Below are 13,515 nucleotides of genomic sequence, written 5' to 3'. Positions count from 1 at the left end.
TGATCATCGCGCTGGCGATGTTTCTGACCGCGTTCGTGATGGGACCGGTGCTGCAGAAGTCCTATGACGAGGGCGTGCGACCGCTGATCGAGAACCAGGTCACCGTGGAAGAGGCGCTCACGCGCGCCGCAGTGCCGCTGCGCGGCTTCATGCAGAAGAACGTCCGCGAGAAGGACCTGAAGCTGTTCCTGGATCTCTCCGGCGAAGCACCGCCGGCGACCCCTGACGAGATGTCGCTGCGCATCCTGGTGCCCGCCTTCATGATCTCGGAGCTGAAGCGCGCCTTCGAGATCGGGTTCCTGCTGTTCCTGCCCTTCCTGATCATCGACCTCGTGGTCGCCTCGGTGCTGATGTCGATGGGCATGATGATGCTGCCGCCCTCGACGATCTCGCTGCCGTTCAAGCTGATCTTTTTCGTCCTGGTCGACGGCTGGTCGCTGGTGGCGGGAAGCCTGGTGCAGAGCTACGGGGGATGAGCGTCTGGGGTGGTGCTTATCGGGGGCACTTCGCCCGGGCATCATCCAAGTTGGTCGGTGTTTAAGACTGCTCGCAATGTCTGCGTCGCGATAGCTGGTCGTAGCTAACACGTCCTTGCCAAGGAATCCGGCCAGCTGCCGGCGCGAGCTGAGGATCCAAAGCTCCATCTTGATTGAGATGCGGTTGGCGCGCGGCGGCGCCCTATGCGAGCATCATCGCGAATCTGCAGCAAAGTCGCATCCGGTCTAGCCAGAAGCACGAATTTCAGTCGTAACCAGCGCTGCTCGATCCGAAATCGGCCGGCAACATCACCCGCCCATTCTGCGGGCATGCGACGTCCATGCGAACACACGGCTTCTTCCCCGGTACCTCCACTCGTTACCAGGTCCGTTGAAAAGCGATCCGCGACGCCGCGCGTCGCCATCCTCAACGGATTCGGGCGCACGCTGGGTGACGGCATCATCGGCCTGCAGGCGCTGCATCTGGCGATACGGATCGGAGCCGTCCCGCTGCGTCCCGTTCTCTTCCGGCTGCCTGCTCTGCCCCCGCTGGTCCAGTCGCTGTACCAAGCCGCCAATTTCACTGAGATCGACACGTTGCCGCCGAGCCATGCGGCGCCGGACACGCGGTTCGTCGGAGCCAGAGATTTCGATGGCGTGGTCGACATCCGCGATTTCGCATTCGATCCGGATTTCCAGCGGACATCGATGGTCGATTTCTTCCTGCGTCGGCTCGGCGTCGCACCGCAACTCGTTCCGTCCTGCCTGAAGCGAAATACCTGGCTCGCGCCGCGCGTCACCGCGCAGCAAGCGGCATGTCCCAAGGGCTACGTGCTCGTCTGTCCCCGCTCGTCGATGCCGCTTCGCAACATGCCCGACGACATCCACCACAGCATCCTGCGTCAGGTCGCAGCCGTCGGTCCCGTGGTCACGCAAGGCGCGGTGCCGGACGGACTTGCGCAAAAGGTCGTGCATGCACCGACCTTCACGAGCTTGGAGCAGCTATGCGCGCTGGTTCGCGATGCGAGCTGGGTGGTCTCGACCGATACCGGCATGGTGCATCTGGCCGATGCGTTCGACGTGCCATGCCTCGCGTTTTTCCCGACCCATCGCCCCGAATGGCGTGTGCGCGACTATCCGCGCTGCGCCGCTATCGCGTTGGCCTCCGCGCTTCCGCCCGGACTGGAGTTCGCGCGCAGCGTCGATGATCTGGCGATCGCCCGGGACGCCTGGTTTCCGCGCAGCTCGGATCTGAGCTGGCTCGAGCAGGCGATTGAGGGCTTTCAGGCCTGCCTGTAGGGAGTCTCGTCCGCTGCAGGTCGCGACCGCGCCACCTACCCCTCCACATCATACTGCTTGCTGAGATGATCGCCGATCTGCACCAGCATGGCGACGCATTCGGGATAGCCGGGTCGCGAGGCGGTGCCGGGATCGGCCTTGGCGCGAAACTCCCACCGCGTGCCCCAGCGCAGGATCGAAATCGCCATCCCGTCGGGACAGTCCGCGTGCGCCTTCAGCTCCGCCTTGGCCATCTCGATGAGCTCGGCTTCGGTCTTGGTCGGCTTGGTCATCCCGTCATGTCCTCCGCTAGCGCCTATGATGCGGCTCTCCGCCGACGGCGCCTTGATCACGCGCAAATTGCCGCGTTCGCCGGCATCTGTCGAGAGCAGGCGCGCGTAGATGCATCTACTTGCGCCCGGGTTACGGCGCCACGCTCAGCGTCGCAGATAGTGCCAGCCGATCACGACCCCGCTCACCGAGATGATGGCGCCCGCGGCCGACAACAGCACCACGAGGATGTCCCAAGCCGGACGGTGCATCAACAAAAGCGGCAGATCGAAACTGTGCAGCGCGTTGAACAGCCAGCGATAGCTGCGCCGACTGTGGTCGGTGCGTCCCAGGATGTCGCCGGTGACCGGGCTGATATGAAACCAGCTCCGAGCCTCATCGTCGAACACGGCACGGAGAACCGGCAGTTCGCGCTCGCCGTGATGCGCATACCAATAGGCGTCATAGTCGCGAAGCAGTTGGCGTTCCGACAGATGCGCGTCCGGAATCAGCTTGGTCGCTGCCACCCACAGCCGGTCCGGCGCCAGTCGAACCGCCTCGCCCGATGCGGGGTCGATCGGCGTCCGCACAGCGTCGCGCGTGGCCACGATCATCAGCGGGCGTCCGTCGAGCCAGACGAAGCGCGCCTCGACCACATCGCGCTGGCGCGGCGTCGGCAGCCGTGCAGCGATATCAGGCGCATCGTGGCCGGCATAGCGCCGCATCGCCTCGCGCGCGGTGTTGCGGTCGGCGAAATAGCCGCCAGGGTCGAGCGAGAGCCAGCCCGAGACCATCCAGGTCAGCACGAAGAGCCCGGCAATCAGGCCGGTCAGATGATGCCACGCCATCCAGCTGTGATAGGGCGTGATCCGTCCCATCCCATCGCGCCGCTTGAGGCGGACGCGCAGGATGCCGATCCAGATGCCGCTGACGGCGACGATCAGGCAGATGCCGGAGATCCAGAGAACCACGAGCCGCCACAGCGGCCCGTCCTTGCGCAACACGGTCGGATAGATCCAGTGCGGAATCGCGCCAAGCCAGTTCCAGACGCGCTCGGAGCGGCTGGTGTCGAGCGCGATCTCGCCGGAGCGCGAGGAGACATAGAGTTCGGTGCCGGCCTCGTCGCCAAGCTTGATCAGATAGAACGGCCGCAACGAATCGTAGCGGGCCGTCACGCTCCATTGGTCGCGATCGACCATCTCGGCGAGTTGCGGTGCGCGGCTGGCCGGGTGCTGCCGCGCCACCGCCAGCGCCTGCTGTTCGGAGATCGCCGTGATAGCGCGGCCGTCGATGGCGGACATGGTCCGCCGCTGGCCATCCCAGCCGGTCAGCCGATACACCGGTTCCTCGGCCAGCATCGAAAGCCGGAGATCGCGGGGAAAGCGTGCGGCCTCCGCCGCTTTCATAGCATCGTCAGGCGACAGCTCCACCCTCTCCCAGGCGATGTCTGGCAGCGCCGCAAGCCTCTCCTTGTCGGAGAGGTTCGGAAACGCGACGTACATCATCACGATGCCGGACATAAACCACATGACAAACAGCAGGCAGGTGACAATGCCGACCCAGCGGTGGCTGATATACAGCCACCGCCTTGCGGTGCGGATCACGACGCGGCGCACGCTCAGAACTTCACGTTGACAGCGAGCTGAGCGGTGCGGGGCATGCCGAGCAGCCACTGATTGGTATCACCCGATGTCGCGTAGACCTTGTCGAACAGATTGTAGACCCGGAATGACACCGTCGTGTTCGGGTCCGGCTTCCATTGCACACCGGCATTGACGACATTGTAGGCCGGCATCGCTATTGTATTGGCCGCGTCCGCGTAGGTCCTGCCGACGATCTGGATGCCGACATTGGCCGACCAATCGGGAGCGAAAGCCCAGGTGGCCCAGATGTTGGAGACGGTCTGCGGCACGTTGACGGGTACATTGCCGGCGAAGTTCACGGCAAGATTGTTGATCACCTGCGTGAAATCGTCGTACTTCGCGCGCAGGAAGGCCGTGTTGGTGTCGACGCGCCAGCCGTGATCGAGCGCAAGACCGACCGACGCTTCGATGCCGCGCGAGGATTGCTGGCCGACCTGCACCGGATTGGTGTTGGTGGGGTCTGTCGGATCGCGTGCGAGCAGATTGCTCTTGACGATCTGATAGCCGGCGAGCGTCCACTCGCCGCGACCGCCCCAGAACGATTGCTTGATCCCGATCTCGACCTGCCTGCCCGTCGACAGGTCGAAATTGCGGTTGACCGCCGGCATGGTGATCAGATTGCTGACCGGATCGACCGCGACCGAATACTGGCCGTAGAACGCCAGATCCTTGATCGGCATGTAGACGGCGCCGGCGCGCCAGCTGGTGGCGTGATAGGTCTTCTCGAAGCTGTTGGCGGGGTTGACCTGGTCGGTGCGGGCGATGGTCGGCTCGTCCTGCCGGATGCCGCCGATCAGCGACAGCTGGTCGGTCAGCGCCAGGCGGTTCTCGGCGAACACGCCATACTGGTTGGTCGTGCTGCTGAAGCCCGGCCTCGTCTTGTCAGGGCTGCTGAAGACGCCGGGGTCGAAGCCGTCAAGCGGCACCGACGAGCTGCCGCCATAGGGCGAGTTATTCGTATGGGTGAAGCTGATGTTGTTGACGTCGAACCCAGCCACGAATTCATTGGCCATGCCGAAGAGATGGCCGCGGAAGGTCGCGTCCATGCGATCACCGATCTGGCGCTGGTCGTGGAATATCTCGATGTAGTCGCTGCGGTCGACGAGGCCGGTCGTGGAATTGTAGCTGTAGCTCTCGACATCCTTCCAGTGCCGCCGGCTGCTGAGATAATAGAGGGCATTGCGGATCGTGACGCCGTCGGCGACCTGCCATTCGGTCTTCACCTGATTCCAGCTGTCCTGATAGCGGATGTTGCTGTCGTCGACATTGTAGTTGTTGAAGCGCAGCGCCTCCAGCAGCCGGCCGTTGACCAGCGGCGTGCCGAAATAACGCGAGGGCTTGCGGTCACTATCATCCGTGGAGATGGTCCAGGTGACGTCCTCGTTCTGCTTCACCTGGATCGCGGCATGCAGCTCGATATTCGATGTCTTGTCGCGATCGACCCAGCCGTCGGAGGCATTGGCGGTGGCGGTGATGCGATAGGCGACGTCCTTGCTGACCGGGCCGCCGCTGTCCACGGCGATACGCCGCGTCATGTTGCTGTCGAACGAGACTTCGGCCTGGTTGCGCTGGACCCACAGCGGCAGCTTCGAGATCACATTGACGGCGCCGCCGATCGCCCCCTCGCCATAGAGCACCGATGCCGGGCCGCGCAGCACCTCGATACGCTCCGACGACCAGGTGTCGTAGGGAAAGGTCAGCGTGCCGGAGCCGACATAGAGCCGCGTGCCGTCATAGAGCGTCATCACCGAGCCGTTGCCGGTGAAGCCGCGCGTGTTGAATGAAAGACTGCCATTGCCGGGCGCCGGGCTCGCGGTGAAGCCTGTGGCGTTCTGGGTCACGGCGTCGATGACGTTCTGCTGACCGCGCTCGGCCATGGTCTCGGCCGTGATGACATCGACACTGGCCGGAGTCTGCAGGCGGCTCAGGCCGAGACGGCTTCCCGTCGATGTGGTGCCGGTGAGGTTGAGCGTCGGCGCGGCGAAGGCTGGAGCGCCGGGCGCGGCAGCGGAAGCAGCAGGTGGCGCTGCAGTCACGCGAGCAGCGTTGCGCTGCTGATGGGTCCGCTCAGGACGCGTGGTGTCGCTGCGCGCCGCGCGGCGCGCCCGCGACGACACCGGCGCAGTCACCTCCACGGGCTCGAGCATGTGGCTGGGCGGCGCGCTTTGCGCCGAGCTTTGAGAAGAGCAAAACAGGCAGGACGAAGCAACGCAGGAGAGCAAGAGACGGCATCGCTTGGATGCGGCAGAGACGGCTGAGTTCATCGACGGACTCGCGGCAACGTGGCACGTCACCGCAAACCAAGCCGCTCCCGCTCAAGACGCGGCAATACGGCTTCCACCAGGACACCCCGCCCGATGTGCTCGCGTGTGACCACGACTGACGGCAGGTCTCCTGGCTCGCGGGTCACCGCCTATCGCCGCCTTCCCGGGCAAGAAAAGAACCCAGTGGCATCCGGCAAAGGCTCGCCGCTTACAGTTGCGGGGGCAGCCGCGGAATCGGGTCTCCCCCACCGCGTTCCCGTTTAATCCTCGATGAGGAACCGTCCGGATCAGGTAAGGACAAAGTCCGGAGAGCGTCAACGCCCAACCGTGCGTCGCTTCGACGCTGCTTGGTGATCTCACCAAGAATTAGTCTAGCGGCCGGCCACCGCCTGCTTCACGCCCTTGATCTGCGGCAGGCTCCCGGTCGTGTCCGGCTCGGGGCGGGCCAGATCCTTCGCGTCAGGGGATTTGCCGGTGGCATCGGGGAAGCGCGCCCGCATGTCACGCAGGAAGCCGTCGAGCGTATCGACGCTCGCCGCCATCTTGGCGATCTGGGCGAATTCGGCGCTGGAGCCCGACGCGGGCTTGCTGGCGACGTCGAAGGCGAGCTTGTCGGCCTCGCCGGTCATCAGCGGCGCATATTTCTCGCGGAAACGCGCCAGGCCGATTGCATCATCGGCGAGCGCATAGCCGACGACGGCGCGGAGGATGTCGCCGCGCTCGGCCGGATTGAGCGGCCGGAAGTCGCGCCAGCGATCGCCGTAATAGAGCTCGATCTGTTCGGACGCCTCGCGCCAGCGCCGCGAAGCCCAATAGATGTCGGAGCGCAGCCTGATCGCCTCGCGGCCCGCGATGTTGGTGATGATGTCGAGCGCGAGATCATAGCGGCCGATATCGCTGTTCGCCCTCGCCTCGAGCAGCAGCCGCTGCTGCCGCAGTTCGCCGGCAAGATCGGCGATACGGGTGGTGCGCAGCGCCTCGATGGCGCGCTCGGGCTTGCGGTTGGTCAGATAGACCATCGCCAGGCGGGCGGCGACCTGGGCGCGCGCGGCCCCCTCGAGCCGGTGGTCGATCTGGTACTGCAACAGCTCGGCCGCCTGGTCCAACAGATCGATTCCAACCAGCCGGTCGGCGAGCTTGCGGATCATCTCGTCGCCGCGCCGGCCGATCGGGGTCAATTCGCGGAAGTCGTAGAAGATGCTCAGCGCATCGACCGGCGGCATGTCGTCGGCCTTGCCGGCGAGGAACAGCTGCGAGAACAGCGTCGAAGCCGAGTCCTGCGCACTACGCGCGACTTCCGAATTGGGCATCAGCCGCGTGGCCATGCGCGCCGCGCCAAGCGAGTCGGCATAGCGTCCGGTCTCGTTGTAGAGTTGCGCCATCATCTGCAGGGTCTGCACCTCGACCGCATCGCCGCGCCAGACCGCCTGCAGGCCCTCGAGCTGGTTCAGCGCCTCGTCCGGCTTGATCTCGTTCCGCTTCTGCAGGAGCCTGATCTCCAGCAGCTTGGCTTCCGCGCCGGCGGCCCGATCGTTCGAGGCGACCGCAAACCGGTACTCGTCGAGCGCATCCTTCTCCTGCGCCATCGCCTCCGCGAGCCGGCCGCGCAACACCGCCACGGCGGGCTGCATGTCGGCGGGAACGCCGATCACCTCGAGCTCGGCGCGCCGCTTGGCGGCGCCAGCATAATCCTTGATCTCGAGCGATGCCTTCATCGCATCGGTGGTCACTACGCGCTGCAGTTCGAGCGGCAGCGAGGCGATCGCGAACTCGACGTTTTTGAACTTCTCACGCGCGTCGGCAAATCGGCCCTGACGTGCATAAGCGAGCCCCTTCCACATCTGCGCATCGAAATTGTTGCCGATCGACGGGCTCGCCAGGTCCTTCAGACCCTGGTCCGGCCGCCCCATCAGGATGCTCGAGACCGCGTGGATCATCTGCATCGCGGTTTCGTCGGTGCGGGGGTCGCCGTCTGAAATCATCAGATTGGTGACGCCCCTCGCCTCCGGATACATCGCGCGCGCCATGTAGAAGCGCGCCAGCGCCAGCCGCGCCTGGGCACGCTGCTCCGGCTCGGCCGTGGCGGACGCCTTGATCAGCGCATCCAGCCGCGCAGTGAAGGGCTGCGTCTGATTCTGCCGCCATTCGTCGATGTCGAACATCGGCCGCACCGCGGTCGCCGCGCGCTCCGGCGCATAGCCGATCGCGGACAGAGTCAGCCCGCCCGGCCGGCCCAGAATGACCTTGTCGGGCGCGATCTCGACCGCAACGTCGTCAGAGTTCGGACGGACGGCAATGCCGTGGATGGAATCGAGCAGCGACAGGTCGACAAAATCCTGCCGCTTGATGAAGCCGCGGATCGGCGGCGGCGCGGTGACGACGAGCAGCGTGTCGCCGGCATCCGGATCGGTCAGCCGATGCAACAGGCCGGGGCCGGGATTGGCGAGCGGCACCATCACATTGGCGAGCGCGGGGTCGGTTACGTTGCGCATCACCGTCAACGGCTGCTGCGTGGTCTGGCCCTTGTCGGCGAAGGACAGCGTCCAGCTCCGGCCCTTGCCGTCGTCGCTGCTCAAGGAGTGCATCTGCGGCCGGTTGAGGCGGATCCGGATCGCCTGCCCCTTGTCGAGCGGCACCCGGTTGACCTCGCCGATGACAGCGCCTCCCTTGGCGCGGATCGGCTCGACGTCGAGCGGCCTGGTCGAATCGAACACCATCCATACCGTGTCGCCGCGGCGGAACAGCGCGGCCGGCGTGGGCCGATCGAAGTCGAAGGTCATGCGCAGCCCCTCGCTGTCGCGCAGCGCCGTGATCTTCGCCGAGCTGCCGGCGCTGTCAACGGATAAGCCGGCCGCGGCCGCCGGTTTGGCGGGTGTCGGCGCCATGGCATCCGGCTTGATCGAATCCGGTTTGGCCGCCTCCATCTTGGCCGTATCGACCTTCGGTGGCTCCGTCTTCTGAGCCTCCGCTTTCGCTGGCTCCGGCTTGGTCGCTTCGGCCTTCGCAGCTTCAGTTTTCACGGCCTCAGACTTGGACGGCTCAGACTTGACAGGCTCAGCTTTCGCCGCGTCCGGCTGCGGGCTCGGCGCCGCAGCGGGCGGCCTTGGCGAGGTTTCCGCCATCGCCGGCGCAGCTGCCATCTGAGCGACCGCCGGTTCGGTGGCAGGCGGAGCAGTGCCTTGCGCCTTGGCCTGCGCGTTCATCTCGCGCGCGATCGTCTCCGAGGTGGGCGGCACGATTGCCGGCAGTGACTCGGCCTTCTTCTCCGTAGGCGCAGCATTGGCGGCTGCGGATTTTGCAGCCGGCAAGGCGTCCGGCAATACCGCCGTCGGGCCCTTCGGCTTGTCCGGCTGCACATAGGAGACGTCGATATTGTAGGTCTTCTCATCGCGGAACGCGCGCACATCGACATCGCCGATCAAACCGATCTCGACCGTCGTCTTGGCGACCTCCATCTTCTGCGTGATCGCCGCGACATTGGGCGGTGATACGATCTTGGCGTCGGCCAGGTCGAAGGTCAGCGGCGCGCTGAAGAACAGCGACAGCTTCTGCTCGTTCATCACCGAGGACACGCCGACGCCATCGGGGACCTCGAACACGAAGCGGACGAAGGTCGGCTGCACCAGCGCACGGACGCGGATCGGCGGACGCTTCTTCGACTCCTGTTCGGCGCGCTGCAGGCGCAGCGCCTTCTCGGCCGCGCGAGCCCGTTCGGCCAATTCGCGCACGACTTCGGCCGGCAGCGGCGGCGGCGCGCCGGTCCAGCTGTCGGGCAGCAGATCGATGAAAACACGTTCGCCGGCGACCATGGTGTTGACCTGCACCTTGCGCGACAGCGACAGGCGCAGGGCCGAACCGTCGGGATCGCCGCGGCCTCCGGAGATGTAGTCGGGTGCGGACTCGACCCAGCGGTCGATCGGGATATTGGCCGGCTTATCGAAGCGGATCAGAAGGATCGACCCCGCGGTGGTCACTTCGGTGCCGACATCCTCGGTGAATTTGAGCACCAGCCGGGCATAGCCGTTGGCGGCCGAAAGGCTCGCCTCTCCCGACACGGGCTGGGCACGTGCCGCCGTCGACACGGCCACGCCGCAAAGGATGGCCACGAGCAGCGCAAGCAGCCGCGCGCGGGGCTGCGACCACAATCCAACGGGAGCCGTGCGCACCATGGGTCAGCTACTTCCAGTTCGAAATCCGCAAACGCGACGGACAGGCACCCATCCCGCCATTTCGACACTAGCGATCGGCGTTTAAGGGCCCGTTAAGCATCAGCTTCAATTGCTCTTCGCCGGCAGCATCTTGCCTTCGATCTTCGGCAGCTCGGCGCTGGCCTCGGACGATTTGTCGGCGCCGGCGCGCCGCGCCAGCTCGACCGTCAGCCGCTCGGCGGCCTCCGGCATCATCAGCCCCATGATGTCCGACATCTTGCGCGGCGCGATCTGCGATGCGATCTCGATCAGGACCGACATTTCGAGCCGGTCGAACACCTTGGCCGCGTCCTTCGGCTTCATGCCTTCATACATCGTCACGATGCTCTTGAAGCGCGCGCTGTCGGCCTCGTTCTTCTGGCTGGTGACCGCCGAGATCCGCTGCTCGATCGCCTTCATCTCCTCGGTCTTGGCCTGGATGCGCTGCTCGGCCGCGCGCAACAGGCTTTCGCGAATGTCGATCTCGCGCGCCCGTGCGTCGAGCTCCTGACGACGCGACTGCAGCCGCTCCAGGATCGCCTTCTCCGCAGGCGATACGCTCTGCGGGTTCTCCTCCGGATGCAGCACCACGCCCTCCGGCTTGGTGTCCGGCGCGGCCGGCTTCGGCGGCTCCTCGGCCTTGGCTTCCTTCGGCGCACCGTGCGTCGCGCCGGTGATATCGGTCTCGTCACGGCCCGGGAAATTCAGATTCTCCTGCGCCCATGACCGTTTGGTCGACTGCGGGTCGTAGTCGAACACATAGCCGCCGTCGATCACGAGGCCGGCGACCTTCAGCACCGCAAGGCTTGCGACGGCGATCAAGGCAACGGGAATGACGCGGATATTACGGAACGCTTTCATGCGGCCAGGCCACCGGACCTTCGACGTTCAGAGAAGGCCTGCGCCGCGGCGGCCACGGCGCGGGCACCGGAGACCCTCGCGGGCTCGGCCATCGCAGGAGCTGCTGGCGCAGGCTGGGGAGCGGCAACGGGCGCCGACTCGGCTTCAGCCGAGGTGGGACGCGCGGCATTGGCGATGCGCGACAGCCGCCGCACGATCGCGTCGCTCTCCGCGAGCTGTCGCCTCAACTGGTCCGACATCTGCGTGGCGGATGTGAGCTGGTTGCCGAGATTTTCATTCACGTCGCGCACCGCAAGCTTGAGACCACCGATCGCACGCTCGGCGATTTCGGTCGCGGTGATCAGCTCCGCGATCACAGCCTTTAACGAATGCTCGTCGGCTTTCAAGCGCTTCAGCCGCGCATTCAACAACATGCAGTAAGCGATGGTCAGAACCAGGAGAACCGCGACCAGGCTTTCGATGATCAATCCGAGGGAGTGGTTCATTGTGCCTCCATCATCTTATTCTGGCCTTCCGAGCCTTCGAACATCGCAAGCGTAGTATGCGGCTTGCGCAAATTCTTGGTGACACGGATGGCGACGCGGTCGCCGACCCGTCCCATCCGTCCTTCGGTCAAGGTGGTGCTGCCGCACCGGATCGCGACCAGCGCGTCCGGGCGCATGTCGAGCGGCAGGGTGTCGCCGACCTTCAGCTGCATCAATTGCTTCAGCGGCACGTCGGCCTCGTAGAGCACGGCGTCGACGGCGATCTCGGCCTGCGAGATCTCGGTGGCGAAATGGCCCTCCCAGATCGGATCGCGGCCGAACTTCTCGCCCATGAACATCTGCAACAGCACCGGGCGGATCGGCTCGATGGTCGCATAGGGCAGCAGCAGCTCGACGTTACCGCCGCGATCTTCCATGTCGATGCGCAGCTTCACCAGGATCGCCGCATTGGCCGGGCGGCTGATCGCGGCAAAACGCGGATTGGTCTCGAGGCGGTCGATGGTGAAGGTGACCGGAGACAGCGGCCGGAACGCCTGTTCGGCGTCCGCCAGCACCACCTCGATCAGCCGCTTCACCAGATTGGTCTCAATCGTGGTGTAGGGTCGCCCCTCGACGCGCATCTGGCTGGTGCCGCGCCGACCGCCCAACAGCACGTCGATGATCGAATAGATCAGGGTGGAGTCGACGGTGGCGAGGCCGAAATTCTCCCACTCCTCGGCCTTGAAAACCGAGAGCACCGCCGGCAGCGGGATCGAGTTCATGTAGTCGCCAAACCGCACCGATGTGATGCGGTCGAGCGTGACCTCGACGTTGTCGGAGGTAAAGTTGCGCAGCGACGTCGTCATCAGCCGCACCAGGCGGTCGAAGACGATTTCGAGCATCGGCAGACGCTCGTAGGACACCATCGCCGAATCGATGATGGCGCGGATGCCGGAATGGTCGTCGAGACTGACCTCGCCGGCGGTGAAGCCGAGCAGGTTGTCGATCTCCTCCTGCGACAGCACCCGCTCGCCGCCGCCATTCTTGGTGGTGCCGAAGTCGCGGCTGCCGTCTTCGACCATCTTGGCCCATTGCAGGGCCATGGATTCCGTCAATTCATTGGCTGCAGCCGCTTCGGCGGCCTCGGTGGGATCCTCCGAATCGAGCGAGGCTTCCCATTGCGCGGCTATCGCATCTTGATCGACTGGATCGTTGCCCGCCATGATCTTAACTTCCGTCGCTTACTGGACCACGATTTCCTTGAACAACACCGCGTTGACCTGGTTGGGCGCCAGCGCGACGTTGACTCGCTTGGTGAGCTCTTCCTTGAGCCGGAACAGGCCGGCCGAGCCGTTGAGGTCGCTGGGCCTGAGCTCGCGAAGATAGGTCTGGAAGATGTCGCTGACGCGCGGCAGCGTCGGCTTGATCGCCTCGACCTGCTTCTCCTCCTTCACCTCGAGCACGACCTTGACCTTGAGATACTGGACGCGGTCGCCTGGACTGCCGACCAGGTTGACCAGCAGGTCGGGCACCTCGACGAAGGCCGGCGGCTTCGGCGGCGGCGCCGCTTCCGCGTGCTGCTCCTCGCTCTTGTGGCCGAAGAAGAAGAAATAGCCGGCCGCGCCCATGGCGAGAACCGCGAGCCCGGCGACCACAATGATGATCAGCTTGAACTTGCTTTTGGGAGCGGCTGCGCCTTCGGCTTCGCCTACAGCGCCTTCGTTCTCAGCCATGGCTTTCGGGTCCCTTCGGGAAATCGATCCGATGCCGCCAGAAAGCTCGATGACGCGAAACCAACACGCTCCCAGCGCACCTGCGCTTGTCGTGACTGAACGCTACGGTAGTAATGGTTAATGGAACCTTTCTTTTGCGTCGGCAGTGGGAAAAAGTTGCCGGGCAAACATGGTTGATGAGCGGTTATTGCCGGGCGTTTTGCCCAGCCTCAAAACGCCAACCAATTGATTTTTAATAAATTTCAGACTTGGCACGGTCTTCGCTCTCTTTGACGCGAACCCGCAAGGCTTGGGAGAGCTGACACGGGTTCGAGATCACCCGTTAACGATCGCCTTGGG

At 64.9% G+C, this 13,515-nt stretch carries 10 protein-coding genes and 1 riboswitch; of the genes, 2 read left to right on the top strand and 8 right to left on the bottom strand.

All coding sequences use genetic code 11. The features are described from left to right. Both fliP and BRAS3843_RS36335 read left to right on the top strand, forming a co-directional pair. A partial coding sequence (fliP, locus tag BRAS3843_RS36340; RefSeq protein ID WP_035984022.1) for a flagellar type III secretion system pore protein FliP occupies positions 1-476 on the top strand: 476 nt, incomplete at its 5' end. A gap of 330 nt (positions 477-806) precedes the next feature. After that, entirely contained in the window at positions 807-1,775 is a 969-nt protein-coding gene (locus tag BRAS3843_RS36335) for a glycosyltransferase family 9 protein (RefSeq protein WP_008974274.1), read from the top strand. A 35-nt stretch (positions 1,776-1,810) separates the two neighbouring features. Here the strand turns inward: BRAS3843_RS36335 and BRAS3843_RS36330 are convergent, their stop codons facing one another. From BRAS3843_RS36330 to fliL, 8 genes are all read right to left on the bottom strand, one after another. After that, complete coding sequence (locus tag BRAS3843_RS36330; RefSeq protein WP_008974273.1) at positions 1,811-2,047, bottom strand: hypothetical protein; 237 nt, start codon at positions 2,045-2,047, stop codon at positions 1,811-1,813. Between the two features lie 144 nt (positions 2,048-2,191). Continuing rightward, entirely contained in the window at positions 2,192-3,640 is a 1,449-nt protein-coding gene (locus tag BRAS3843_RS36325; protein ID WP_008974272.1) for a PepSY domain-containing protein, read from the bottom strand. A gap of 2 nt (positions 3,641-3,642) precedes the next feature. Then, positions 3,643-5,814 (bottom strand): TonB-dependent siderophore receptor, encoded by a 2,172-nt coding sequence (locus tag BRAS3843_RS36320; RefSeq protein WP_008974271.1) that lies wholly within the window; start codon positions 5,812-5,814, stop codon positions 3,643-3,645. Positions 5,815-6,033: 219 nt separating this feature from the next. Further along, positions 6,034-6,229, bottom strand: a riboswitch (cobalamin riboswitch). Between the two features lie 73 nt (positions 6,230-6,302). After that, entirely contained in the window at positions 6,303-10,100 is a 3,798-nt protein-coding gene (locus BRAS3843_RS36315) for a hypothetical protein (protein WP_008974270.1), read from the bottom strand. A 105-nt stretch (positions 10,101-10,205) separates the two neighbouring features. Then, positions 10,206-10,979 (bottom strand): hypothetical protein, encoded by a 774-nt coding sequence (locus BRAS3843_RS36310; RefSeq protein ID WP_008974269.1) that lies wholly within the window; start codon positions 10,977-10,979, stop codon positions 10,206-10,208. Further along, positions 10,976-11,464 (bottom strand): DUF6468 domain-containing protein, encoded by a 489-nt coding sequence (locus BRAS3843_RS36305; protein ID WP_008974268.1) that lies wholly within the window; start codon positions 11,462-11,464, stop codon positions 10,976-10,978. Before BRAS3843_RS36305 ends, BRAS3843_RS36310 begins: the two co-directional genes overlap by 4 nt. Beyond that, on the bottom strand, positions 11,461-12,666 hold the full coding sequence (fliM, locus tag BRAS3843_RS36300; protein WP_008974267.1) for a flagellar motor switch protein FliM: 1,206 nt from the start codon (positions 12,664-12,666) through the stop codon (positions 11,461-11,463). The genes BRAS3843_RS36305 and fliM overlap by 4 nt, the downstream gene beginning before the upstream one ends. A gap of 18 nt (positions 12,667-12,684) precedes the next feature. Further along, a complete protein-coding gene (gene fliL, locus BRAS3843_RS36295; protein WP_008974266.1) occupies positions 12,685-13,176 on the bottom strand; it encodes a flagellar basal body-associated protein FliL in 492 nt (163 codons plus the stop codon). Positions 13,177-13,515: the final 339 nt, after the last annotated feature.

The organism is Bradyrhizobium sp. STM 3843 (genome assembly GCF_000239815.1).
Taxonomy (GTDB): Bacteria; Pseudomonadota; Alphaproteobacteria; order Rhizobiales; family Xanthobacteraceae; genus Bradyrhizobium.
Note: the sequence above shows the minus strand (reverse complement) of the source record. Positions and strands in the feature narration are given on the sequence as shown.

Excerpts from the sequence above, each read along its gene's own strand:
- BRAS3843_RS36320 (WP_008974271.1), bottom strand. The coding sequence starts at position 5,814 with ATGCTCGAGCCCGTGGAGGTGACTGCGCCGGTGTCGTCGCGGGCGCGC.
- BRAS3843_RS36310 (WP_008974269.1), bottom strand. The coding sequence starts at position 10,979 with ATGAAAGCGTTCCGTAATATCCGCGTCATTCCCGTTGCCTTGATCGCC.
- fliM (WP_008974267.1), bottom strand. The coding sequence starts at position 12,666 with ATGGCGGGCAACGATCCAGTCGATCAAGATGCGATAGCCGCGCAATGG.
- fliL (WP_008974266.1), bottom strand. The coding sequence starts at position 13,176 with ATGGCTGAGAACGAAGGCGCTGTAGGCGAAGCCGAAGGCGCAGCCGCT.
- BRAS3843_RS36315 (WP_008974270.1), bottom strand. The coding sequence starts at position 10,100 with ATGGTGCGCACGGCTCCCGTTGGATTGTGGTCGCAGCCCCGCGCGCGG.
- BRAS3843_RS36335 (WP_008974274.1), top strand. The coding sequence starts at position 807 with ATGCGACGTCCATGCGAACACACGGCTTCTTCCCCGGTACCTCCACTC.
- BRAS3843_RS36330 (WP_008974273.1), bottom strand. The coding sequence starts at position 2,047 with ATGACCAAGCCGACCAAGACCGAAGCCGAGCTCATCGAGATGGCCAAG.
- BRAS3843_RS36305 (WP_008974268.1), bottom strand. The coding sequence starts at position 11,464 with ATGAACCACTCCCTCGGATTGATCATCGAAAGCCTGGTCGCGGTTCTC.